Origin of the sequence: Streptomyces armeniacus, assembly GCF_003355155.1 — a bacterium.
Taxonomy (GTDB): domain Bacteria; phylum Actinomycetota; class Actinomycetes; order Streptomycetales; family Streptomycetaceae; genus Streptomyces; species Streptomyces armeniacus.
This window is the reverse complement of sequence record NZ_CP031320.1, coordinates 1,350,307-1,374,551: the sequence shown is the minus strand read 5'-3', so window position 1 is coordinate 1,374,551 and position 24,245 is coordinate 1,350,307. Positions and strand designations below refer to the sequence as shown.

Genomic DNA, 24,245 nt, shown 5'->3' with positions numbered 1-24,245 from the left:
CAGGCCGACGCCGCCCCCGTGCTGCGTACGGCGCTGGACACCGCGTCCCCCGCGTACGCCGAGAACCGCGCCGCCATGCTCGGCAAGCTCGCCGAGCTGGAGGCGGAGCACGCCAAGGCCACGGCGGGCGGCGGCGAGAAGTACGTCGCCCGGCACCGGAAGCGGGGGAAGCTGCTGGCCAGGGAGCGGATCGAGCTGCTGGTCGACCCGGACACGCCGTTCCTCGAACTGTCGCCGCTGGCCGCCTGGGGCAGCGACTACACGGTGGGCGCCTCCCTCGTCACCGGCATCGGCACGGTGTCCGGCGTCGAGTGCCTGATCACCGCGAACGACCCGACCGTACGCGGCGGCGCCAGCAACCCCTGGACGCTGAAGAAGGCACTGCGCGCGAACGAGATCGCCTATGCGAACAGACTGCCGTGTATCAGCCTCGTCGAGTCCGGCGGCGCCGATCTGCCCAGCCAGAAGGAGATCTTCATCCCCGGCGGCGCCCTCTTCCGCGACCTCACGCGGCTCTCCGAGGCCGGAATCCCCACCGTGGCGGTCGTGTTCGGGAACTCCACGGCGGGCGGCGCGTACGTGCCCGGCATGTCCGACCACGTGATCATGGTCAAGGAGCGGTCGAAGGTGTTCCTCGGTGGGCCGCCGCTGGTGAAGATGGCGACCGGCGAGGAGTCCGGCGACGAGGAGCTGGGCGGCGCCGAGATGCACGCCCGTACGTCGGGGCTCGCGGACTACTTCGCGGTGGACGAGCCGGACGCGCTGCACCGCGCCCGCCGCGTCGTCGCCCGCCTGAACTGGCGCAAGGCGCACGCCGATCCGCCGCCCGCCGCACCGCCCCGGTACGACGAGGACGAGCTGCTGGGCATCGTGCCGGGCGAGCTGAAGGTGCCGTTCGACCCGCGTGAGGTGATCGCGCGCGTGGTGGACGGCTCGGAGTTCGACGAGTTCAAGCCGCTCTACGGCGCCAGCCTGGCGACCGGCTGGGCACGGCTGCACGGCTATCCGGTGGGGATCCTCGCGAACGCGCGCGGGGTGCTGTTCAGCGAGGAGTCGCAGAAGGCCACGCAGTTCATCCAGCTGGCGAACCAGCGCGACATCCCGCTGGTCTTCCTGCACAACACGACCGGCTACATGGTCGGCAGGGAGTACGAGCAGGGCGGCATCATCAAGCACGGCGCGATGATGATCAACGCGGTGTCCAACTCGAAGGTCCCGCACCTGTCCGTGCTGATGGGCGCGAGCTACGGCGCCGGGCACTACGGCATGTGCGGCCGCGCCTACGACCCGCGCTTCCTCTTCGCCTGGCCCAGCGCCAAGTCGGCCGTCATGGGCCCGCAGCAGCTGGCGGGCGTGCTGTCCATCGTGATGCGCGAGTCGGCGGCGGCGAAGGGGCAGCCGTACGACGAGGAGAACGACGCTGCGCTGCGCACGATGGTCGAGGAGCAGATCGAGTCGGAGTCGCTGCCGATGTTCCTGTCCGGCCGGCTGTACGACGACGGGGTGATCGATCCGCGCGACACGCGCACGGTGCTCGGGCTGTGCCTGTCGGCGATCCACACGGCGCCCGTCGAAGGAGCGCGGGGCGGCTTCGGCGTCTTCCGGATGTGAACGGGCGCGCACGTTGGACATCCGGCATGCGAACGGTCAGACGATCAAACGGTCAAGACAGTGAACGGCTGAGCAGGTGGGTGGCGTAGTGATCGAATCCGTACTGGTCGCGAACCGCGGCGAGATCGCCCGGCGCATCTTCCGCAGCTGCCGCGAACTGGGCCTCGGCACGGTGGCGGTGTACGCGGACGACGACGCGGACGCGCCGCACGTACGGGAGGCGGACGCGGCCGTACGGCTGCCGGGCAGCGCACCGGCCGACACGTACCTGCGCGGCGACCTGATCGTCCGGGCGGCGCTGGCGGCGGGCGCGGACGCCGTGCACCCCGGCTACGGCTTCCTGTCCGAGCATGCCGCGTTCGCGCGCGCCGTACGGGACGCGGGCCTGGTGTGGATCGGCCCCCCGCCGGACGCGATGGACGCGATGGCGTCCAAGACCCGCGCCAAGGAGTTGATGGCGGCGGCCGGCGTGCCGCTGCTGGCACCCGTACGGGCGGAGGACGCGCGTGCGGAGCAGCTGCCGCTGCTGGTGAAGGCGGTGGCGGGCGGCGGCGGGCGCGGAATGCGCGTCGTACGGGAACTCGCCGCCCTGCCGGGCGAGATCACCGCCGCGCGCGCGGAGGCGGCCGCCGCGTTCGGGGACGGCGAGGTCTTCGTCGAGCCGTACGTCGAGCGCGGGCGGCACGTCGAGGTGCAGGTGCTCGCCGACGGGCACGGCACGGTGTGGGCGCTCGGGACGCGGGACTGCTCGCTGCAGCGCCGCCACCAGAAGGTCGTCGAGGAGGCGCCCGCGCCCGGGCTGACCGACGGGCAGCGGACGGCGCTGCACAAGGCGGCGGTACGCGCCGCGCGCGCGGTGGGCTACGAGGGCGCGGGCACCGTCGAGTTCCTGCTCCCCACAGGCGAGGGCGCGGCGGACGGGGGCGCGTACTTCCTGGAGATGAACACCCGGCTGCAGGTGGAACACCCGGTCACGGAGTGCGTGTACGGGCTGGACCTGGTGGCCCTGCAGATCCGCGTCGCCGAGGGCGAACGGCTGCCCGCGGAGCCGCCGTCGCCGCGCGGCCACGCCGTCGAGGCGCGGCTGTACGCGGAGGACCCGGCGCGCGGCTGGCAGCCGCAGACGGGCGTGCTGCACCGGCTCGACGTGCCGGGCGCGACCACCGCTCCGGGCGGCGACCGTACGGTGGCGCACGGGCTGCGGCTGGACTCCGGGATCGCGGACGGCGGCACGGTGTCCGTGCACTACGACCCGATGCTCGCCAAGGTGATCGCCTGGGCGCCCGCGCGCGCGGAGGCCGTCCGGGCGCTGGCCCGCGCGCTGGAACGGGCCCGTGTCCACGGCCCGGTGACCAACCGCGAGCTGCTCGTACGCTCCCTGCGGCACCCGGACTTCGCCGCCGCCCGGCTGGACACCGGCTTCTACGACCGCCACCTGGACGCACTGACCGCACCACCCGCGCGCGCGGACGACGACGCGGACGGCACCACGGGCGCCGCCGACGCCGCCGACGGCGCGGACGCCGCCGGCCGCTGCGGCCCGCGGCGGCTCGCCGCCCTCGCGGCGGCGCTCGCCGACGCGGCGGCGCGGCGGTCCTCGGCCGCCGCCCCGGCCGTCCCGGCACGCCTCGGCGGCTGGCGGAACGTGCCGTCGCAGCCGCAGTGCAAGAGCTACCGCTCCGAGCCGGACGGCGCCGAGCACACCGTCTCGTACGCACTGACCCGCGACGGACTCGCCGCCGACGGCTTCCCCGGCGTACGGCTGGTGGAGGCGGCACCGGACCGCGTAGTCCTGGACGTGGCCGGCGTGCACCGTACGTTCGAGGTCAGCGTGTACGCGGAGGCCACCGGCGCAACGGGCGCCCCCGGCACGGCCGTTCGCGTCTTCGTGGACTCGCCGCTCGGTGCCTGCGCCTTCACCGCGCTGTCCCGCTTCCCCGACACGGCCGCCCGTACGGAGCCCGGTTCGCTGCTCGCCCAGCTGCCCGGCACCGTCGTACGGATCGCGGACGGACTGACCGTGGGCTCGCCGGTGGCGGCGGGGCAGCCGCTGCTGTGGCTGGAGGCGATGAAGATGGAGCACCAGTTCACGGCCCCCGCCGCGGGCGTACTGCGGGCGCTGCACGCCGAGGTCGGCCAGCAGGTCGAGGTGGGCGTGGTGCTGGCGGTCGTCGGGGAGCCCGACGGGGCCGACGGGGCCGCCGCGCACTCCACGGCCGCCGACGGCGCACCCGCCCAGGCAACCGAGGCCACTGAAGCCGCCGGGGCCGCCGGAGCCACCGAGGGGACGGCCGCACCGGCCGCCGCACCCTGACCGTACGCACGCACCGTACGCACGCACCGTACGGACGCATTTCGCGCACCGTACGGACCACACGCACCGCCCATCCGCCCGCACCCGACCCAAGGGGACCCGTATGACCGCCAGTCACGCCGCCGCCGACAGCACCGCCGCGCTCGGGACCATGCTGGAAACCGACGAGCAGCGCGCCCTGCGCGCCGCCGTCGCCGCCGTCGGCAAGCGCTACGGCCGCGCCTACTTCGAGGACGTCGTCCGCGACGGCCGGCACCCCGACGAGCTGTGGGCCGACGCCGCCAAGGCGGGCTACCTCGGCGTCAACCTGCCCGAGGAGTACGGCGGCGGCGGTGCGGGCATCACGGAACTGGCCATCGTCCTCGAGGAACTGGGAGTCGCCGGCTGCCCGCTGCTGATGCTCATCGTCTCGCCCGCCATCTGCGGCACCGTCATCGCCCGCTTCGGCACCGAGGAGCAGCGCCGCGAGTGGCTGCCCGGACTGGCCGACGGCAGCCGCACGATGGCGTTCGGGATCACCGAGCCGGAGGCCGGTTCCAACTCGCACCGGATCACCACCACCGCACGCCGGGACGGCGACGACTGGGTGCTCACCGGCCGCAAGGTGTTCGTCTCCGGCGTGGACATCGCGGACGCGACGCTCATCGTGGGCCGTACGGAGGACGCGAAGACGGGCAGGCTCAAGCCGTGCCTCTTCATCGTCCCGCGGGACGCGCCCGGCTTCACGCGCAGCGCCATCGACATGGAACTGTTCGCTCCGGAGAAACAGTTCGAGCTGGTGCTGGAGGACGTACGGCTGCCGCCGTCCGCGCTGGTCGGCGACGAGGACGCGGGGCTGCTCCAGCTGTTCGCCGGGCTCAACCCGGAGCGCGTCATGACGGCCGCGTTCGCGCTCGGGATGGCCCGGTACGCGATCGCGCAGGCGGTCGACTACGCGAACACGCGCCAGGTGTGGAAGGACCCGATCGGTGCGCACCAGGCGATTGCGCATCCGCTCGCGCAGGCACACATTGATATCGAAATGGCCCGGCTGATGACCCGGAAGGCGGCCCAGCTGTACGACGCGGGCGACGACACGGGCGCGGGAGAGGCGGCGAACATGGCGAAGTACGCGGCGGGCGAGGCAGCCGTACGGGCCGTGGACCAGGCGGTGCACACCCTGGGCGGCAACGGCCTCACCCGCGAGTACGGCCTGGCCTCCATGATCACGGGGGCGCGCGTCGCCCGTATCGCACCGGTCAGCCGGGAGATGATCCTGAACTACGTATCGCACCAGAGCCTCGGCCTGCCCAAGTCGTACTGAGCCGCTGACCGTTCGGAAGCCGGAAGCCGGAAGCCGGAAGCCGGAAGCCGGAAGCCGGAAGCCGGAAGCCGGAAGCCGGAAGGCGGAAGGCGAAGGCGACGGCGCACCGCCCGCAGGGCGGGCAGGCCGGACAGCACGCACGCGACCGCACGAGCACGAGCACGGCCCGTACCCAGCCCGCACCGGCCGATCGGCCGGCGCCGGCCAGGCCCGACCCCGGAGGGACCGCCATGGTGTTCCACAGCGAGTACGCAGACGTCCCGCTCGTCGACCAGCCCATCCACGAAGCGGTGCTCGCCCGTTCCACCGCCGAGCACGGGGACCGTACGGCCCTGATCGACGCGGTGGACGGCACCTCGCTCAGCTACGCGCAGCTCGACGCGTTCACCCGGCGGCTCGCCGCGGGGCTCGCGGACGCGGGTGTGCGGAAGGGCGACGTGCTGGCGCTGCACAGCCCGAACAGCCTCGCGTACCCGGCGGTGTTCTACGCCGCCAGCATGGCGGGCGCCGCCGTCACACCCGTACACCCGCTGTGCACGGCCGACGAGTTCGCGCGCCAGCTGCAGGACTCGGGCGCCCGCTGGATCGTCACCGTCGCCGGGCTGCTGGACACCGCCCGTACGGCTGCGGAACGGACCGGCGGCGTCAGCGAGATCTTCGTCTGCGACGAGGCGGAGGGCCACCGGTCCGTACGGGACCTGCGGCAGTCCACCGCGCCCGAGCCGCACGTCGTCGTCGACCCCGCCGAGGACGTGGCCGCGCTGCCCTACTCCTCGGGCACCACGGCGTTGCCCAAGGGCGTGATGCTCACTCACCGCAACATCGCCACCAACCTCGCCCAGCTGCAGCCGCTCGTCCCCAGCGGGCCGGGCGACCGGGTGCTGGCGGTGCTGCCGTTCTTCCACATCTACGGCCTCACCGCGCTGATGAACGCGCCGCTACGGGCCGGGGCGACCGTGATCGTGCTGCCGCGCTTCGAACTGGAGCAGTTCCTCGCGGCGGTCGAGAAGCACCACGTGAACGCGTTGTACGTGGCGCCGCCCATCGTGCTCGCGCTCGCCAAGCACCCGGCGGTCGACGCGTACGACCTGTCGTCCGTGGAGTACCTGGTGAGCGCCGCCGCACCGCTCGACGCCGAGCTGAGCGGGCTGTGCGCGCGCAGGCTCGGGCTGCCGACGGTGATGCAGGCGTACGGCATGACCGAGCTGTCACCCGGCACCCACGTGGTGCCGCGCGCCGCACACGACGCGCCCCTGGGGACGGTCGGCAAGCTGCTGCCGGGCACGGAGATGCGCATCGTGGCGCTGGACGGCACCGACGGAGGCATGGGCACGGGCGCGGGCACGGGTGTGCGTGCGGACCTGGGCGCGGGGGAGGAGGGCGAGATCTGGATCCGCGGGCCGCAGGTGATGAAGGGCTACCTGGGGCTCACGGGCGAGACCGACGCGCTGATCGACGCCGACGGCTGGCTGCACACAGGGGACATCGGGTGGGTGGACGCGGACGGCTGGCTGTACGTGGTCGACCGGGTCAAGGAGCTGATCAAGTACAAGGGTTACCAGGTCGCCCCCGCCGACCTGGAGGCCGTCCTGCTGTCCCACCCGGGCATCGCGGACGCGGCGGTCATCGGAGTGGCGGACGGCGACGGCAACGAGGTGCCGAAGGCGTTCGTCGTGCCGCGCCGCGACGTGGCCGTCACGGCGGACGAGGTGCTGGCGTACGTGGCCGGGCGGGTGGCGGCGTACAAGAAGGTGCGGCAGGTGGAGTTCGTCGGCGTGGTGCCGCGTGCCGCCAGCGGCAAGATCCTGCGGCGGCAACTGCGTGAGAAGGACGAGAAGGGGAGGCGTACGTGACGACGGAACCCGAGAAGGTCAGCACGACAGGCCCCGGAAAGCCCGGCACGGCGGACGCGTACGGAGGGACATCGGCCGGACGGTCATCGGACGGAGGGACATCAGCCGGAGGCCAGGCGCCCCTCGTACGCACCGCCTCCGCGCACGGCATCACCACCCTCACCCTGGACTCCCCGCACAACCGCAACGCGCTCTCCGCACGCCTCGTCGCCGAGCTGTACGCCGCGCTGGAGGCGGCCGAACGGGACGACTCCGCGCGCGCGGTGCTGCTTACGCACACCGGGGGCACGTTCTGCGCGGGCGCCGACCTGAGCGAGGCCACCGCGGCGCCCGCCGACGGGCCGGGCGCCGCGCTGGACCTGGCGCGGCTGCTCCGTACGGTGGTCGCTTTCCCCAAGCCGGTCGTCGGCCTCGCGGACGGGCATGTACGCGCGGGCGGCACGGGCCTGCTCGGGGCGTGCGACATCGCGGTGGCGGGGCCGCGTGCGACGTTCGCGTTCACGGAGGCGCGTATCGGGCTGGCGCCTGCCGTCATCTCGATGCCGCTGCTGCCGCGCCTCGACCCGCGCGCGGCGGGACGGTACTTCCTGACAGGGGAGCGTTTCGACGGCGCGGAGGCCGCCCGTATCGGACTGGTGACGCTCGCGGCCGACGACCCGGACGCGGCCCTGGCACCCGTACTGGACGGGCTGCGGCGCGGCTCGCCGCAGGGCCTCGCGGAGTCGAAGCGGCTGGCGACGGCGGAGGTGCTGCGGGTGTTCGAACGCGAGGCCGATAGCCTCGCAGAGCGCTCGGCGCGCCTCTTCGCCTCCGAGGAGGCGCGCGAGGGCATGACCGCCTTCCTCGAACGACGGGAACCCCGATGGGTGAGCTGACCGTGCGCGGCGCGCCTCCCAAGCAGGACCGCAGCCGCATCACCCGGCAGCGGCTGCTGGAGTCCGCCGTGACCTGCCTCGCCGAGCGCGGCTGGTCGGGCAGCACGGTCATGGTCGTCGCCGAGCACGCGGGGGTCTCGCGGGGCGCGGCGCAGCACCATTTCCCCACCCGCGAGGACCTGTTCACGGCTGCGGTCGAGTACGTCGCGGAGGAGCGCTCGGCCGTCCTGCGCCGCCTGCCCGCGCCGACGAGCACGCGCGCGGCGGTCGAGGAGGTCGTCGGGCTCTACACCGGCCCGCTGTTCCGCGCCGCACTGCAGCTGTGGGTGGCCGCGTCGTACGAGCCCCAACTCGGGCCGCGGGTCAGCGCCCTGGAGCTGCGGATCGGGCGCGAGACGCACCGTATGGCGCTGGAACTGCTGGGCGCGGACGAGCGCGCCCCGGGCGTACGGGAGACCGTGCAGGGCCTGCTGGACATGGCGCGCGGCCTGGGCCTGGCCAACCTGCTCAGCGACGACAGCGCGCGCCGCGGCCGCGTCGTCGCGCAGTGGGCGCGGATCCTGGACGACGTACTGAAGCGCTGAATCCCCGCCGCCGCGGCGGCAGTTGCGCACGGCACCCCCGGCGCGTACCCAGACGCGTACAGCGGACGGGCATCCGTTCAGACGCGTGAATGAAGGCCGTGTCCGGAGTATTGACGACCCCATAGGCCACTTCTACTGTGACCTGAGCTGTTCAGCCCTCTGGTGCTTGTTCATGTTGGTGAACAACAGGAAGGTCGCTGATGTCCGTCGTCGACTGGATCGTGATCGGTGCCTACTTCTTCGTGATGGTCGCGATCGGCTGGTGGTCGAAGAAACGGGTCAAGACCATCGCCGACTTCTTCACCGGCGACGGCCGCATCCCCTGGTGGCTGTCCGGCATCTCGCACCACGTGTCGGGCTACAGCGCCGTCATGTTCGTCGCCTTCGCGGCCATCGCGTACGACCACGGGCTCACCGTCTACATCTGGTGGGCGCTGACCATCGGGCTCGGAATCGGCGTCGGCGCCTTCCTGTTCGCGCCGCGCTGGAACCGGCTGCGGGCCAAGCACGACGTGAAGTCCCCGCTGGAGTACCTCGCGCGGCGCTACGACCTGCCCACCCAGCAGGTCCTCGCATACAGCGGCGCCGCGCTCAAGGTCGTGGACATCGCGGCCAAGTGGGTCGCGATCTCCGTACTGCTCCAGGGCTTCGCGGACATCCCGATGGCCTGGGGCATCGGGCTCACCGGCGTCGCGACGATGGCGTACATGGCCGTCGGCGGGCTGTGGGCCGACGTCCTCACGGACTTCGGGCAGTTCGTGATCCAGCTGCTCGCCGGGTTCACCATGCTGTTCGCCGTCATGAGCGAGCTCGGCGGCTTCTCCTCGCTGTGGACGATGTGGGACGACCTCCCGGAGGGCCATTCCGACCCGGTCGCCGGACCGGTGTCCACGACGCTGATCATGGCGTTCCTGCTGGTGAAGACCTTCGAGTACAACGGCGGCATGTGGAACCTGGCGCAGCGCTACATGTCCGCGCCCAGCGGCTCCCAGGCCAGGCGCTCCGCGCTGCTGTCCAGCGGGCTGTGGCTGGTGTGGCCGTTCATCGTCTTCCTCCCGATGTTCGCCGCGCCGCTGATCGTGCCCGGCCTGGAGAACTCCGAGCAGTCGTACATCGAGATGGCCCAGGAGCTCCTCCCCGCCGGGCTGATCGGACTGCTGCTGGCCGGGTTCTTCTCCAACACCATGTCCATGGTGGCCTCCGACACCAACGTCATCACCGCCGTCATCACCCGCGACATCGCGCCCGTGCTCGTACCCAAGGTCAAATCGCTGACGGAGCGCGCCCAGCTGACGTTCGCGCGCGTGACGACGGTCCTCTTCGTCACCTTCAGCATGACGATCGCCATCGCTACGGGCGGCGAGGGCTTCGTACTCGACGTCGTCGTCTCCATGGTCGCCGCGACCATGGGCCCGATCTCCATCCCGCTGATGCTGGGCATGCTGCCCTGGTTCCGGCAGGCAGGGCCGCTCGCCGCCCTCGTCTCCTGGGCCGGCGGGATGGGCGTGTGGACGGTCGTGAAGTGGGGCATGGACGGCCAGTCCGAGGCCGCCATCGTCGGCCTGCCGCTCGTCACGTCCCTGCTGCTGTACATCGGCATCGCGCTCGTACGCCCCGACGGGAACAGCGACCGCGACGCGCTCATCGACTCGCTCAACACCGACCCGCCGGCGGCGGGCGACGGCGCGGCAGCCGTACGGGAGCGGCCGGAGGCCGAGACGGAGGCCGGTACGCCAGTGCCGGACGCGCCCGCCTAGCCGCGGACGGCCGGGGCCCGGGCGGGCGCGGGCCGGGCGGGGCGGCGTCCGCTCCGCGTACGCCGTGTGGGGGCGTACGACGCCGGGCCGCCCGCCGCCCCGTTCAGCGCGCCGTGTCGCTGAACCCGTCGACCTGGCGCGGGTCGCGCGGCCCCGGCCCGACGTAGCGCGCGGAGGGCCGTACGAGCCGCCCCGTCCGCTTCTGCTCCAGGATGTGCGCCGACCAGCCCGCCGTACGGGCGCAGGTGAACATCGAGGTGAACATGTGCGCCGGGACCTCCGCGAAGTCCAGCACGATCGCCGCCCAGAACTCCACATTGGTGGCGAGGATGCGGTCCGGACGCCGGTTGTGCAGCTCGTCCAGGGCGGCCTTCTCCAGCGCCTCGGCCACCTCGAACCGCGGCGCGTCCAGTTCCTTGGCCGTACGCCGCAGCACCCGGGCACGCGGGTCCTCCGCGCGGTACACGCGGTGCCCGAAGCCCATCAGCCGCTCGCCGCGGTCCAGCTGCTGCTTCACGAAGCCGGTCGCGTCGCCCGTACGCTCGATCTCCTCGATCATGCCGAGCACCCGCGAAGGCGCGCCGCCGTGCAGCGGGCCCGACATGGCGCCGACGGCGCCGGACAGCGAGGCGGCGACGTCCGCGCCGGTCGAGGCGATGACACGGGCGGTGAACGTGGAGGCGTTCATCCCGTGCTCGGCGGCCGAGGTCCAGTACGCGTCGACGGCGGCGACGTGCTTCGGGTCGGGCTCGCCGCGCCAGCGCTTCATGAAGCGCTCCACGATCGTGTCCGCCTTGTCGATCTCCTTCTGCGGCACCATCGGCAGGCCCTGCCCGCGCGCGGACTGCGCGACGTACGACAGCGCCATCACGGCCGCACGCGCCAGGTCGTCCCGCGCCTGCGCCTCGTCGATGTCCAGCAGCGGTTTCAGGCCCCAGACGGGGGCGAGCATCGCGAGCGCGGACTGCACGTCGACCCGGATGTCACCGGAGTGGACGGGGATGGGGAACGGCTCGGCGGGCGGCAGCCCCGGGTTGAAGCCGCCGTCGACCAGCAGGCCCCAGACGTTCCCGAACGAGACGTGGCCGACGAGATCCTCGATGTCCACACCGCGGTAGCGGAGTGCGCCGCCCTCCTTGTCGGGTTCCGCGATCTCGGTCTCGAACGCGACGACTCCCTCTAGTCCGGGTACGAAATCGGACATCAGGCGGCTCCTCGTGGTGGTGCCGGCAGGTGCTGCCGACAGGTCGACGACGACTGGTGACCAGGGGTCGGTCGGTCAGCCTCAGCTCTGGTTTCTGGGAGGTACGGACGCTTCCGCCGCCGTGTGGGATGGCTCGCGGACCGGGCCCGTCACCCCGGTCTTGCCCCGTGCGGCTGGTGGTCACCCAGCTCGGCCGGACGGACACGATAACGCGCGGTGTCCGGAGGCCACAGCGGTCGGGAAGCGATTTTGGCGGGTTCGCCACATGCGGGGGGCGGTGACATGAGGCACACTCCGCGATCCCTCTCCATCAGGTGTACGCAGGGAGAAGAGCGGGAACACTCGAGCGTCGCCCGTCGCCGATACGACAAGATATGCGCGTGCCACACGCCGATGACGCCCAAGCCCGCGCCCGCGCCCTCGCGGGCGAGCCCACCCTCGACCCCGCCGTCATGCGCGCCCGGTACCGCGCGCAGGGGCTCAGCGAGAAGGAGCTCGCGCCCGAACCGTTCGCACAGTTCACCCGGTGGTTCGAGGAGGCTGCCGCGAGCGGCCTGCACGAGCCGAACGCGATGGTCCTCTCGACAGCGGACGCCGACGGCCGCCCCAGCTCCCGTACGGTCCTGCTGAAGCAGTACGACGAGCGCGGCTTCGTCTTCTTCACCAACTACGGCTCCCGCAAGGGCCGCGAGATCGAGCAGAACCCGCTCGTCTCGCTCCTCTTCCCGTGGCACGGGGTGGCCCGGCAGGTGATCGTCTCCGGCCGCGCGGAGCGCATCGGACGCGACGAGACCGCCGCGTACTTCCGTACCCGCCCGCACGGCTCCCAGCTGGGCGCCTGGGCGAGCGAACAGTCCTCACGCGTGGCCGCGCGGGAGGAGCTGGACCGGATGTACGCGGAGCTTGCCGCGCGCTACCCGGAGGGCGAGGACGTGCCGGCACCGCCGCAGTGGGGCGGCTACCGGGTGGCGGTCGACTGGGCCGAGTTCTGGCAGGGCCGCGAGAACCGGCTGCACGACCGGCTGCGCTACGTCCGTACGGACGCGGGCTGGGACGTCGAGCGGCTCTGCCCCTGAGGGGCGAACGGCTCCGCCCCCGAGAGGGCCGGGGCGCTGCCTTCGAGCGGGCGCCGTCCGTACGGTGCGGGCGGAGCGCCCGGCGTGCGGACAGCAGACAGCCCGCGGGCTGCTCCCTCCCTGCCGGCGAGGCCGGAGCCTCGGCAGCTGCGGAAGGGCGCCGGTCGGACGAGTCCGACGGGCCCGCGGGCCGGGTGACTGCAATGGGATTGGCCGGCAGAGCCGGCGTCACGCTGTGACGACGGCCCCTAGGCCGCAGTCACCTCACGCGTCCGGTTGTCATACATCTGTCCGAACCACCTCCCTTCTCGTGTACTCCGCACGCTAGGCAGTGGGTGCGAACTCCCGCAAGCGAATTTCGGGGCGACAACAATTTGCGCGAACCTGGTGTGCCCTGAGTCACGTTCGAGTTGAATGATCCGTGCGTGCCGCAGAGTCGCAGCAGGCGTCGTCCAGCTGGGGGTGCCAGGTGACTGCTCAGTCCGAGACCCACTCCGAACACTCCGCCTCAGGCGGCGGAGGGGGTGCCGCGCCGGGAGCCGGTGCGTCAGGCGCGGGCGGCCGGGCGGGCGGCGACAAGGCCGGAGGCGGTGGCGCCGACGACGAACTTCTGCTGGCAGCACTGCTGGACGGCATGGACGCCGCCCTCTGCGCCTTCGACGCCGACGGCGTCGTCACCCACTGGAACCGCGAGGCGGAACGCATCCTCGGCTGGACCCAGGAGGAGGCCGTCGGCCGCCGCGGACTCGCGGGCTGGGCGGTGCTCAAGGCCGACGCCCCCGATGTCGAGGCCCGGCTGTTCAGCGCGATGGACGCGCCCGGTCGCCAGGTGCACGAGTTCGCTCTGCTCACCAAGGACGGCCGCCGTGTGCTCGTGCGCACGCAGTCCTCGGGCGTGAGCGGGACCGACGGGCAGGCCTCGGGCGTGTACTGCGCGTTCAGCGAGGTGCACGCCCAGATCGACCTGGAGCGGTCGATCGCGCTGAGCGAGGCGCTGTTCGAGGACGCCACCTGGGGCGTGGTCCTGGTCGACGCGGACCTGCGCCCGGTCGTCGTCAACGTGCACGCCGCCCGCTCGCTGCGGGTCTCGCGGGCCGCGATGCTCGGACGGCCGCTGGGCGAGCTGCTCGACCAAGGGCTGGAGGAGCTGGAGAACGCCCTCCAGCACGTCCTCGCGCAGGGCGCGCCGCCCGCCCCCACCGAGATCTGGGTGACGCTGCGGACGGACCGCGACGGCGAGGGCGGCGGTCCCGACACGGCGCCGACCGCGCCGGACGACGCGAACGGCGCCGGACGGCGCTGCTGGCGCAGCGGCTTCCTGCGGCTGGCCTCACCGCTGGCGGAGGAGCCGGTGCCGCTCGGCGTCGCCTGGCTGTTCCAGGACGTCACCCAGTCCAAGCGGAACGAACAGGACGTCGCGCGGCTTCGCTTCCGCGACAACCAGCTGCACCGCGCCGCGCGGGCCGCGTCCGAGTGCGAGGACCCGATGGAGGCCGCCACCATCCATCTGGACTTCGCCCTCGCGGGCTTCGCCGACCACGCACTGCTCGACCTCGTGGCCGACCCGCCGCCCGGCGCGGGCGACCTGGGCCCGGAGCAGGACCGTACGGAGGCAGGCGGCGCGTCCGGAGCGCGCGACTCGACCGAGGGGGCGGCCCGCGCGGGCCGTACGGACGCCGTCGGCACCGGCAGGGGCGTCGGCGGTGCGAGCGGCGCGGGCGCCACCGGCGGAGCGAGCGGCCCCGCACAGGGCGGCAACGGCGCGGACGCCGCGCCCGCCCGCCTCGTACGGGCCGCCGCGACGCCCGCCACCGTCCCCGGCCCGTGCCCGCCCGTGGAACCGGGCGTGTGGCACGGCATCCCGATCGGCTACGGCGCCAGCCACCCCGCCGTCCAGGCGCTCGAACGCGGCGGCTCCGTCCGTACGAGCATCGGCGGGGTCTCCGCGTCCGCGCTGCCGCAGGGCCAGCAGGGCGGGCCGGGCGAGGGGAACGCGATCGCGGGCTGGGCCACCGCGCGGAAGTGGCCGGAGGGCACTGTGCACGGGCTGTGCGTCGTGCTGCGCAGCCGCGGCCGTACGCTCGGCGTCGCCACGTTCCTGCGCGGCGCGAGCCGCCGTGGGTTCGATCGCGCGGACGCGACGTACGCGGAGGACATCGCCGTACGGATCGCCTCGGCGGTCGACCTGGCCCGGTCGCTGGGCCGGAACTGACCGGACCGGACTGGAACTGACCGGACCGGCCGGCATCGGAACGGACCCCGGTCAGAACTGACCGGGGGAGCCCACCGACTGCCACGGCACGCTGCTGTGGATGTCCACCAGCAGATCGAGCATCGCCTGGAGGTTGTGCGGCGTCAGTTCGCCGTGCTGCAGCGCGAAGAGGTGCTGCTGCTCGAACGCGACGACGCTCTGCTGCGCCCGCGCGTCCTGCGTCAGCGCCCCCGTCAGCCCGGCGTGCAGCACGGTGCGCGCGAAGTTGGCGTCCTCCGCGCTGACATGGAAGGCCGCGTCGAACGCCGGGTCGCCGATCTGCGTGTCCCGCTGCAGGAACGTCGCCGTCGACAGCTTCTGCTCGGCCAGTTGCAGCCGCGGCCCCGGCACCGGCCGCGGCACGTAGACCACGGAGATCCACTGCGCCGTCGGACGTTGGGGGGACGGCGGCCGCGCGACCTGCGCGGCCTGGAAGGCCAGCCCGCGGTGCTGGCCCGCGAACTGGATCTGGATGTTGAGCACCGCGCTGCCCGTGGCCTGGTACAGCAGCAGGCTGCGCTGTGTGATCTGCCGGTCCGGCTCCGTCCGCTGCCAGCCGCGCTGCTTGGCGTACGCGGCGGTCTGGCTGAGGCCCGCCACGACCTTCTTGCGTCGCCGCGCGCCGATGACGATGCCGGCGACGGGGATCAGGATGATCAGTACGAGAGCGATGGGGACGACGGCGCTCACGAGGTACTCCCTGTGTTCCTGTTGCCTTTGAAATCGATTGCGGCGGGCCACTCTACGCACTGTGCGCCGCGTCCGTCTCACCCGGTTCGCAGTCCGGTACGCGGTTCCGTACGGCGCCCGATTCGGTTCCGTACGGAACTCGACTCGGCTTACGGCTCAGGCGAGCAGCGGCCGGAGGTGCGCGTACGCCCAACCCGCCAGTGTGGTGGGCGTCGTGGTGACCAGCTCGCGCGGCTGCTCCGGTACGAGCCCGCGGGTGCCGGCCGTCATCCCGACGATCCCCTCCACCGCGCCCGGCGGCAGACCGGCCGCCCGCAGCGTCTCGCGTACGTCGTCGTCCGTGACCGTACGCACCCGGACAGGGCGGCCGAGCGCACCGGACAGGATCTCCGCGATGGCCGTGAAGCTCAGGTCCTCCGGCCCGTGCACGCCCTGCACCACCCGCCCCTGCCACGCGTCGCTGAGGAGGCGGGCGGCGGCGACGTCGCCGATGTCGCGGGGCGCGACCCACGGCATCGGCTGGTGCGGATCGGCCGACGTCGTCAGCACGCCGTCGGCCAGCCCGTCAAGGTCGAACATGAGGTTGGTGAAGAAGTAGCCGCAGCGCAGGTGCAGCACATCCGCCCCGCTCGCGTCCAGTTGCTCCTCGATCCGGGCCAGGCCGTCGATGTGCCCCACCCCGTGCCGCTTCTCGGCGCCGCCGCTGCTGAGCAGCACCACCCGTCCGACGTCCCCGGCGCGTGCGGCGTCCGCCACGGCGGCACCCGTACGCCGCGAGGTCTCCACGGGATCCGCGCACGTGTGCGGCGTCGGGTCCACCCAGAAGACCGAACGCGCCCCCGCCGTCGCCTCCCGTACGAACGCCGCGTCCGTCAGGTCCCCGCGCCGTACGTCCACGCGCGCGCGGGTCGCGTCGTCCAGCCGCGCCGGGTCCCGTACGAGGACCCGCGGCCGTACGCCCGCCTGCAGCAGGAGCCGTACGACCCGGGAGCCGACGCGGCCGGTGGGTGTGGTGACGACGATGGTCATGTCGATGTTCCTTCCGTGCTGTCGGTGCTGTCCGTGCTGCCGTGCCGCCGCCCCTGTGGCGGGGTGCCACTGCGGACCGTACGGACCCTTGTGGCCGGAATCCGGCCGCAAGTGCGAGGCTGAACGGATGGGAAGCCCGAGCACGCGCATGCTGGAGCTGCTGTCGCTCCTCCAGTCCCGGCGCTCCTGGAACGGGCCCGAACTCGCCGCCGCGCTCGGCGTCGCGCAGCGCACGCTCCGCCGCGACATCGACCGGCTCCGCGGGCTCGGCTACCTCGTCGAGTCCTCGCGCGGCACCGGCGGCAGCTACCGCCTGCGGCCCGGACAGGGCATGCCGCCGCTGATGCTGTCGTACGAGGAGGCCGTCGCGACGGCGGTCGGCCTGCGGCACGTCGCGGCGCGGGAGGACGACGGGGCCGGAGAGGAGAGCGAGTCGGGGCCCGCGGCCGTGGCGCTGCGCAAGATCGAACAGATCCTGCCCGCCCGGCTGCGCCCGCGGATCGCGGCGGTGCGCGCCGCGACCGAGCGGGTGGCGGACGGCCCCGCGGCGGCGGACGGCCCCGCGGCGTCACCGCGGCCCGGTGCGGACGGTGCGTTCGCCGCGTTCGGGCAGCTCGCCTCGGCCGCGCACGCCCACTCGCACGTGCGCTTCCTGCACACCGGACGCGACGGCACCGAACGGGAGCGCCGCGTCGAGCCGTACCGGCAGGTGCTGTTCGCAGGCCGCTGGTACCTGCTCGGCTGGGACCTCGACCGCGCCGGCTGGCGCAGCTTCCGGCTCGACCGCATACGCGCGGTCGCCGTCCCCGGCACGACCTTTGTGCCGCGCCCGCTCCCGGATACGGGCGGCACAGGGGCGTTCGCTGCCGTACGGGAGGGCGCGGAGGCCGGATCGGTGCTGTTCCTGGCCCCCGTCGAGACGGTCGCGCGGACCCTGACGGCACGTACGGGGACGCTCCGCACCGCGGGCCCGGACCGCTGCCGCTACGTCACGGGGCCGGACGACTGGGACTGGCTCGCGGGCACCGTCGCGACGGCGGGCGTGCCGTACGTCATAGAGGCACCCGGCGAACTGGCCGCCGCCACCCGCCGCCTGGCCGCGCGCGCGACGAACGCCGTACGGGAGGACGCGTCCGTACGGGATGTGCCTCCGTAGGGAACGCGGCCTCCGTACGGGATGTGCCTCCGTAGGGAACGCGATCTCCGTACGGAGCGCGACCGCTAGTGGCGGTAGAAGATCCGGTCCGCGTACTCCGTCATGATCCGGTCGTTCCAGTCGTGTCCGCCGTCCACGTTGCCGGAGCGCAGCAGAGGGGGCGTGATGCCGCGTGCGGACAGCTCGCCCGCCGCGGTGGCCACCACCGCCTGCATCAGCGCGCTGGTGACCACTGTCGACGCGGGCGCGAACGGCGCCGGAATGCCCGGCGCGGTCAACTCCGCGTCACCGACCGGAATGTGGCTGTCCAGCACCACGTCGCAGTGGTCCTTGAGGAACGTGCCCGTGGAGTGCCGCGACGTGGTGCTGTGCGCGTACGCCACCGAGGTCACGCCGATCACCTTCAGGCCGAGCGACTGGGCGTTGAGGCCCATCTCCACAGGGAGCGCGTTCCGGCCGGACAGGGAGATGACGATCAGCACGTCGCCGGAGCGGGCCGGGCTGGAGTCGAGCACCGTGCCCGCCAGCCCGTTGACGCGCTCCAGCGCGCTGCCGAGCGTGGCGGGCCGTACGTCCACGCCGACCAGTCCGGGCACCGGCAGGAGATTCATCACGGCGAGTCCGCCCGCGCGGTAGACGACGTCCTGCGCGGGGAGCGCGGAGTGCCCGGCGCCGAAGGCGAAGAGGCGCCCGCCCCGTTCGACGGTGTCGGCGACCAGCTCGCCCGCGGCGCGGATGTTCGCCGCCTCCGCGTCTCTTACCTGCTGCAACAGACCGATCGCGGCGTCGAAGAAGTCCGCCGCAAGCTCGTTGTCGCCCATGAAGCGCGGCCTCTCTGGTCGGGGTGTGGCGGCCTCATGCCAAGGTGCGGCGGCCTCTGCCGCGATCACGGTGAGGTCTGGACCAGTGCAATGTCAATACGGCAACCCGCCCGGAACGGCACGGTTGTCGGTGCGATGCGTCAGAATTGAAGCCAGGGCCATCGCACGAACTGACGAGGGGCACGCATGTCCGGACTGATCGACACCACGGAGATGTATCTCCGCACCATCCTGGAGCTGGAGGAGGAGGGTGTGGTGCCCATGCGTGCCCGTATCGCCGAGCGTCTCGACCAGAGTGGTCCGACGGTGAGCCAGACGGTCGCGCGCATGGAGCGGGACGGCCTGGTCACCGTCGCGGGAGACCGGCACCTGGAGCTCACCGACGAGGGCCGCCGGCTGGCGACGCGCGTGATGCGCAAGCACCGGCTGGCCGAGTGCCTGCTGGTCGACGTGATCGGGCTGGAGTGGGAGCAGGTGCACGCGGAGGCGTGCCGCTGGGAGCACGTGATGAGCGAGGCGGTCGAGCGCCGCGTCCTCGAGCTGCTGCGGCACCCGAGCGAGTCGCCGTACGGCAACCCGATCCCCGGGCTGGAGGAGCTGGGGGAGAAGGCGGAGGCGGACCCGTTCCTGGACGACGGCATGGTCAGCCTGTCCGAGCTGCGCCCTGGCGCGGACGGCAAGACCGTCGTGGTGCGCCGCATCGGGGAGCCGATCCAGGCGGACGCCCAGCTGATGTACACGCTGCGCAGGGCCGGCGTGCAGCCCGGCGCGGTGGTCAGCGTGACACCGGGTGCGGCCGGGGGCGTGCACGTGGGCAGCAGCGGAGAGGCCGCGGAGCTGGAATCGGGCATCGCGGCGCACGTCTTCGTGGCCAAGCGCTGACGCGCGGCCGGCCGCGGGTGCGGCCGGCCGGGGGCGTACGGCGCTCGGCACGCGCACGGGGGTGTACGGGCGGGGGCGCGTAGGGGCCGGCCGGAGTCCGGCGGGCGGCCCATCGGCGTACGGGAGGGATACGGGGGGCAGGGGCGAGCGACACGTCCCACCGGGGACGGAGGCGGCACCCCTTTCGGTGCAGCTCCTTCCCAACTGACCCGACCAGTACCTATGTTGCCGGAATGCGAGCGGCTGTGACTGCATCGTGTCACTCTGTCGCTACGCACGGAGGAGCGGGCGGAAGGGGAGCCGTCGATGACGCGGTCCGTGAGGCGGTCGGCGGACAGCCGGAGGAAGACCGGCAGGTGGGGCTCCGGCGCCATCGGCTGCCGGAGCCCCGCCTCCCCATGTCCCCCCGCACCGGCCCGGAGCCCCGAGCTCTCAGGGCCGGTCCCCCTCTCCGGTAGCTGTCTCCCCTCGGGGGTGTCGACCAACCCCGGAGTGCGGTCACTCGAACGAGGGGTGTTGGTCGGAATCCCGACTTGTTCGAATAGAAGTTCGATAATCTGCGCAGCGGTCAGACGGAATGGGGGTGCCAGGACGCATGGTGCGACGTATCGACGTGACGGGGCCGGAAGGAATCCGGCTCGCCGCGTGGCAGTTCGCCGACCCGCCCAAGGGTGATCACGGGCCGGTCCACGTGGATCGCCCGAATCACCGCTCCGCCGGCGCGACGACGGGACAGCCGCGCAAGCCCCACGGAGTGCTGTTACTGCACGGACTGATGGGCCGTGCCGCGCACTGGGCCGACACCGCCCGCTGGCTCTCTGCCCGCTACCACGCCGTCGGTCTCGACCAGCGCGGCCACGGCCGCAGCGACAAGCCGGCGGACGCCAGCTACGACCGGGAGGCGTACGTCGCGGACGCCGAGGCCGCTGTCGAACAGCTCGACCTCGCCCCGCTCGCCCTGATCGGCCACTCCATGGGCGCCCTGACCGCCTGGCAACTCGCCGCCAAACGCCCGGACCTGGTGCAGGCCCTGGTCATCTGCGACATGCGGGCGTCCGCGCTCGGCGAGCAGTCGCAGCGGGAGTGGGCGGCCTGGTACGAGTCCTGGCCGGTGCCGTTCGCGACGCTCGCGGACGTACGCAAGTGGTTCGGCGAGGACGACCCGATGCTGGAGCGGCCACGGCCGTCGCGCGGCGAGTTCTTCGCGGAGGTGATGTCGGAGGAGCCGGACGGCTGGCGGCCGGTGTTCTCGCCGGAGCAGATGCTGAAGGCACGGGAGACCTGGGTGCACGACGCGCACTGGGACGAGCTGGCCCAGGTGCAGTGTCCGACGCTTGTCGTGCGCGGTATCGACGGGGAGCTGGGGAGGGCGGAGGCACAGGAGATGGTGCGGGTGCTGCCCCGAGGTATCTACGCCGAGGTCCCGGACGCCGGCCACCTGATCCACTACGACCAGCCGGAGGGCTGGCGCCGCGTCATCGAACCCTTCCTCCAGGCCACGCTCCCTCCGGCGGCCTGACCCTCCGGCCCGTCCGGCGTTGGGGACGGCCCTCAGCCGGGGGAATGCGGCAGAGGACCAGGCACGGCAGTGCAACGGCGGTCCCGGGGGCGGCCCCCAGGCCGTGGCCGACGGGGCGGCGGCCCCCCGCGTGGGCCCTCGCGCGGTGTCGCCTGACGTGCCCCTGGCTATGGTGGACGCGGCGAGGGGCGCGGCCTGCCCCTGCGCGGCAAGCGGGGACGGCGGAAGGCGCAAGCGGCATGGCACGCGACCAGGACGACGACGCGGATACGGCACGTACGGCACGTACGGCGACGGGCGACGCGGGCGCCACCAGCACCACCGCACCGCCCCGCGGCGCCGCGACCCCCCGCGGGGTCATCGGCAAGGACGGCGCGGTGCCCAGCTTCGGCCGCCCGGACGGTACGCCCCGGCGGCCCGCACCGAGCCCGGACGGGCCGGAGACGGACGCACCGGAGGCGGACGGGCCGGACCCGGAAGGGCTGGAGCCCGCCGTCCGTATCCAGGGCCTGTGGAAGCAGTTCGGCGAGCAGATCGCCGTCGGCGGGATCGATCTCGACATCCCCGCGGGCCAGTTCGTCGGCCTCGTCGGCCCGAACGGCGCCGGCAAGACCACGACCCTGTCCATGGTCACCGGCCTGCTGCGGCCCGACTCCGGCACCGTACGGATCGCCGGGCACGACGTGTGGCGGGACCCGGTGGCCGTCAAGTCCCGGATAGGCGTGCTGCCTGAGGGCCTGCGCCTGTTCGAACGGCTCTCCGGCCGCGAGCTGCTCACGTACATGGGCGCCCTGCGCGGCCTCCCCGACACCGAGGTGGAGCGCCGTACGACGCAGCTCCTGAACGTGCTCGACCTGTCCGCCGCGCAGCACAAGCTCGTGATCGACTACTCCACGGGCATGCGCAAGAAGATAGGCCTGGCCACCGCGCTGCTGCACAACCCCGAAGTGCTGTTCCTGGACGAGCCGTTCGAGGGCGTCGACCCGGTGTCCGCGCAGACCATCCGCGGGGTGCTGGAGCGCTACACCGGTTCGGGCGCCACCGTCGTCTTCTCCAGCCACGTCATGGAGCTGGTCGAGTCGCTGTGCGACTGGGTCGCGGTGCTCGCCACCGGCAGGATCCGCGCGCACGGCACGCTGGCGGACGTACGGGGCGGTGCGGACTCCCTGCAGGAGGCGTTCCTGGAACTGGTCGGCGCCGGCGGGCGGGCGGCGGCCACGGCCGGGGACAGCCTCGACTGGCTGGGCGGGGAGCCCCGGTGAGCGCCGTACCCGCGCGCACCACGGCCCGTGACGGCGGCGCGCGCGACACCGCGCCGCCCGGCGGCGCCTCGGGCGACGACCCGAGCGGCGGCCGCCAGTCCGCGTACGAACCCGCCTCCGCCGTTCCCTCCGTGTCGTCCTCCACGCTGCTCTCCGTCTTCGTACGGCTGAAGCTGTCGCTGCTGCGCAACGGGCTGCGCCAGTCCACCGGCCGTACCGCCGCGTTCGTCACCTCCATCGTGCTGGCCGTCCTCGTCGCCGCCTTCCAGCTGTTGGGGCTGGTCCTGCTGCGCGGCAACGAGTACGCCGAGGCCGTCGTCGTCCCGCTCACCGCGCTGCTGGCGCTGGGCTGGGCGGTGATGCCGCTGTTCTTCTCGGGCGGCGACGAGACGCTCGACCCCACGCGGCTGGCGATGCTCCCGCTGCGCCCGCGCCGGCTGGTCGTCGCGCTGCTCAGCGCGTCGCTGGTGGGCATCGCGCCCGTGTTCACGCTGACGCTGCTGCTGGGCGCGGTGATCGCCGTCGCGCACGGCGCGGCAGCGGCGGCCGTCGCGGTGCTCGCGCTCCCGCTCGCGCTGCTCACGTGCGTCGCGCTGGCGCGCGCCGTCGCGACCGCCAACGTACGGCTGCTGACCAGCCGCCGCGGCCGCGATCTGGCGCTGCTCAGCGGCCTGTTGATCGCGATCGGCGCGCAAGTGGTCAACCTGGGCGTCCAGAAGCTCTCCGAGCCCGACGGCCTGTCCGTGCTCGAACCGGCCGCCGAGGTACTGCGCTGGCTCCCGCCCGCGGCCGCCGTGGGCGCCGTACGAGCCGTGAGCGACGGCGCGTACGCCCTGGCGCTGGCGCAGTTCGCGCTCTCCTGCGCCGCGCTGGCGGGCACGCTGTGGTGGTGGCAGCGGAGCCTGCACCGGCTGATGATCTCGCCGGACGCGTCCACGTTGCAGTCGGCCGCCGGGCCGGACGCGGCGGCGCGCGGCGGCTCGGGCTCCGGCTCCGGGCGGCGCGGTCTCGCGGCGCTGCTTCCCGGGGGCCGTACGGGCGCGGTGATCGTACGCACCCTGCGCTACGCCTGGCGCGACCCCAAGACGAAGGTCGGCTGGGCCTCGTCGCTGGGCATCGGCGTCCTCCTGCCGGTCGTCTTCGCGGTGCAGGGCAACGGCAGCGCGTACAACGCCTGCTGGGCGGCGGGCATGCTCGGCATCCTGATGTACAACCAGTTCGGGCAGGACCACTCCGGCTTCTGGCTGGTGGCCTCGACGGTCGCCTCACCGCGCGACGCGTACGTCGAACTGCGCGGGCGGATGCTCGCGATAGCGCTGGTCGCCGTCCCGTACGTGACCACGGTCTCGGTGGTCTCCGTACTGCTGCTGGGCAGCTGGTCCGTACTGCCGGAGGTGCTCGGGCTGTCCCTCGGACTGCTCGGCGTGCTGCTGGCCACCGGGGTGTACTCGTCGACGTACTTCGCGTACTCGATACCGCAGGACAGCGGCAAGAACGTCGCGCCGGGGCAGGGCTCGCTGGCGTACCTCAGCATCTTCGGCGGAATGCTGGCGGGCGCCGTCGCCTGCGCGCCGCTGCTGGCCGTCACGGTCTGGCTGCACATGTCGGGCGCACACGGCGCGCTGTGGGTCGTACTGCCGCTGGGGGCGGCGTACGGGGCGGGCGTGTGCGCCCTGGTCCTGAGACTCGTGGCACCGCGGACGGCGGACCGGCTGCCGGAGATTCTGGCGGCGGTCAGCCGCGGCTGAGTCTTCGAACCTGTCCGGCTCGGACGGGTGCTGGATGTGGTGCGCTGGCCGCACTTGGCCTGCGACGTGGACGGTGTGCGGGGTCGGCACCCCCACTGCCGTGGTTGGGGGGCGTCCTCGAGCGCGCCGCACGCAATTCAGCCCGTCCGGCGTTTGAGGACGAAGCCCGGCCTGGGCATCGGCCGCACTTCGCCCGTGACGTGGATCGCGTGCTGGGTCGGCGTCCCCGCCGCCGTGGCCGAGGGCCGTCCTCAAACGCCGGACGGGCTGGATTGGTTGAGGCTCACTCCAGCGCGACGCCAATCCGTGG

General features: G+C 73.1%; 18 protein-coding genes. 14 read left to right on the top strand and 4 right to left on the bottom strand.

Annotated features, from left to right (window positions below; translation table 11 throughout):
* The first annotated feature begins 18 nt into the window (after positions 1-18).
* The 7 genes from DVA86_RS05990 (at position 19) to DVA86_RS05960 (ending at position 10,297) form a co-directional block, all read left to right on the top strand.
* Positions 19-1,611 (top strand): acyl-CoA carboxylase subunit beta, encoded by a 1,593-nt coding sequence (locus DVA86_RS05990; RefSeq protein ID WP_208884427.1) that lies wholly within the window; start codon positions 19-21, stop codon positions 1,609-1,611.
* An 88-nt stretch (positions 1,612-1,699) separates the two neighbouring features.
* Positions 1,700-3,925, top strand: coding sequence for an acetyl/propionyl/methylcrotonyl-CoA carboxylase subunit alpha (locus tag DVA86_RS05985; protein ID WP_208876373.1), 2,226 nt, complete (start codon positions 1,700-1,702; stop codon positions 3,923-3,925).
* Between the two features lie 103 nt (positions 3,926-4,028).
* Positions 4,029-5,228, top strand: coding sequence for an acyl-CoA dehydrogenase family protein (locus DVA86_RS05980; protein ID WP_208876372.1), 1,200 nt, complete (start codon positions 4,029-4,031; stop codon positions 5,226-5,228).
* A 230-nt stretch (positions 5,229-5,458) separates the two neighbouring features.
* The gene (locus DVA86_RS05975) at positions 5,459-7,081 is read left to right on the top strand and encodes a 4-coumarate--CoA ligase family protein (RefSeq protein WP_208876371.1); all 1,623 of its coding nucleotides are present in this window, start codon (positions 5,459-5,461) and stop codon (positions 7,079-7,081) included.
* Between the two features lie 149 nt (positions 7,082-7,230).
* Positions 7,231-7,956 carry an enoyl-CoA hydratase family protein gene (locus tag DVA86_RS05970; RefSeq protein ID WP_245997545.1) on the top strand — a complete coding sequence of 242 codons (726 nt, stop codon included), beginning with the start codon at positions 7,231-7,233 and terminating at the stop codon, positions 7,954-7,956.
* Complete coding sequence (locus DVA86_RS05965; RefSeq protein WP_208876368.1) at positions 7,944-8,540, top strand: TetR/AcrR family transcriptional regulator; 597 nt, start codon at positions 7,944-7,946, stop codon at positions 8,538-8,540. Before DVA86_RS05970 ends, DVA86_RS05965 begins: the two co-directional genes overlap by 13 nt.
* A gap of 200 nt (positions 8,541-8,740) precedes the next feature.
* Entirely contained in the window at positions 8,741-10,297 is a 1,557-nt protein-coding gene (locus tag DVA86_RS05960; protein ID WP_208876366.1) for a sodium:solute symporter family protein, read from the top strand.
* Positions 10,298-10,400: 103 nt separating this feature from the next.
* Here the strand turns inward: DVA86_RS05960 and DVA86_RS05955 are convergent, their stop codons facing one another.
* Entirely contained in the window at positions 10,401-11,501 is a 1,101-nt protein-coding gene (locus tag DVA86_RS05955) for a citrate synthase 2 (RefSeq protein ID WP_208876365.1), read from the bottom strand.
* Positions 11,502-11,953: 452 nt separating this feature from the next.
* Here DVA86_RS05955 and pdxH point away from each other — a divergent pair, with 452 nt between their 5' ends.
* Both pdxH and DVA86_RS05945 read left to right on the top strand, forming a co-directional pair.
* Positions 11,954-12,577: a pyridoxamine 5'-phosphate oxidase gene (pdxH, locus tag DVA86_RS05950; protein WP_208884425.1), complete on the top strand. Its 624-nt coding sequence runs from the start codon at positions 11,954-11,956 to the stop codon at positions 12,575-12,577.
* Between the two features lie 469 nt (positions 12,578-13,046).
* A complete protein-coding gene (locus DVA86_RS05945; protein WP_425470767.1) occupies positions 13,047-14,789 on the top strand; it encodes a PAS domain-containing protein in 1,743 nt (580 codons plus the stop codon).
* A gap of 51 nt (positions 14,790-14,840) precedes the next feature.
* Here DVA86_RS05945 and DVA86_RS05940 read toward each other — a convergent pair whose 3' ends face one another.
* Positions 14,841-15,518: a hypothetical protein gene (locus DVA86_RS05940; RefSeq protein WP_208876364.1), complete on the bottom strand. Its 678-nt coding sequence runs from the start codon at positions 15,516-15,518 to the stop codon at positions 14,841-14,843.
* 156 nt (positions 15,519-15,674) lie between these two features.
* On the bottom strand, positions 15,675-16,547 hold the full coding sequence (locus tag DVA86_RS05935) for an NmrA family NAD(P)-binding protein (protein ID WP_208876363.1): 873 nt from the start codon (positions 16,545-16,547) through the stop codon (positions 15,675-15,677).
* A gap of 127 nt (positions 16,548-16,674) precedes the next feature.
* Between DVA86_RS05935 and DVA86_RS05930 the strand changes: the two genes are divergently transcribed.
* On the top strand, positions 16,675-17,703 hold the full coding sequence (locus DVA86_RS05930) for a helix-turn-helix transcriptional regulator (protein ID WP_208876362.1): 1,029 nt from the start codon (positions 16,675-16,677) through the stop codon (positions 17,701-17,703).
* A gap of 65 nt (positions 17,704-17,768) precedes the next feature.
* Here the strand turns inward: DVA86_RS05930 and DVA86_RS05925 are convergent, their stop codons facing one another.
* Complete coding sequence (locus DVA86_RS05925; protein ID WP_208876361.1) at positions 17,769-18,524, bottom strand: SIS domain-containing protein; 756 nt, start codon at positions 18,522-18,524, stop codon at positions 17,769-17,771.
* Between the two features lie 186 nt (positions 18,525-18,710).
* Between DVA86_RS05925 and DVA86_RS05920 the strand changes: the two genes are divergently transcribed.
* From DVA86_RS05920 to DVA86_RS05905, 4 genes are all read left to right on the top strand, one after another.
* Positions 18,711-19,406: an iron-dependent transcriptional repressor DtxR gene (locus DVA86_RS05920; RefSeq protein WP_208876360.1), complete on the top strand. Its 696-nt coding sequence runs from the start codon at positions 18,711-18,713 to the stop codon at positions 19,404-19,406.
* A gap of 595 nt (positions 19,407-20,001) precedes the next feature.
* Positions 20,002-20,925, top strand: coding sequence for an alpha/beta fold hydrolase (locus tag DVA86_RS05915; protein ID WP_208876359.1), 924 nt, complete (start codon positions 20,002-20,004; stop codon positions 20,923-20,925).
* A 482-nt stretch (positions 20,926-21,407) separates the two neighbouring features.
* On the top strand, positions 21,408-22,187 hold the full coding sequence (locus DVA86_RS05910; RefSeq protein ID WP_208884423.1) for an ABC transporter ATP-binding protein: 780 nt from the start codon (positions 21,408-21,410) through the stop codon (positions 22,185-22,187).
* A 131-nt stretch (positions 22,188-22,318) separates the two neighbouring features.
* Positions 22,319-23,935: a transporter gene (locus DVA86_RS05905; RefSeq protein ID WP_208884421.1), complete on the top strand. Its 1,617-nt coding sequence runs from the start codon at positions 22,319-22,321 to the stop codon at positions 23,933-23,935.
* The last annotated feature ends 310 nt before the right edge of the window (positions 23,936-24,245 follow it).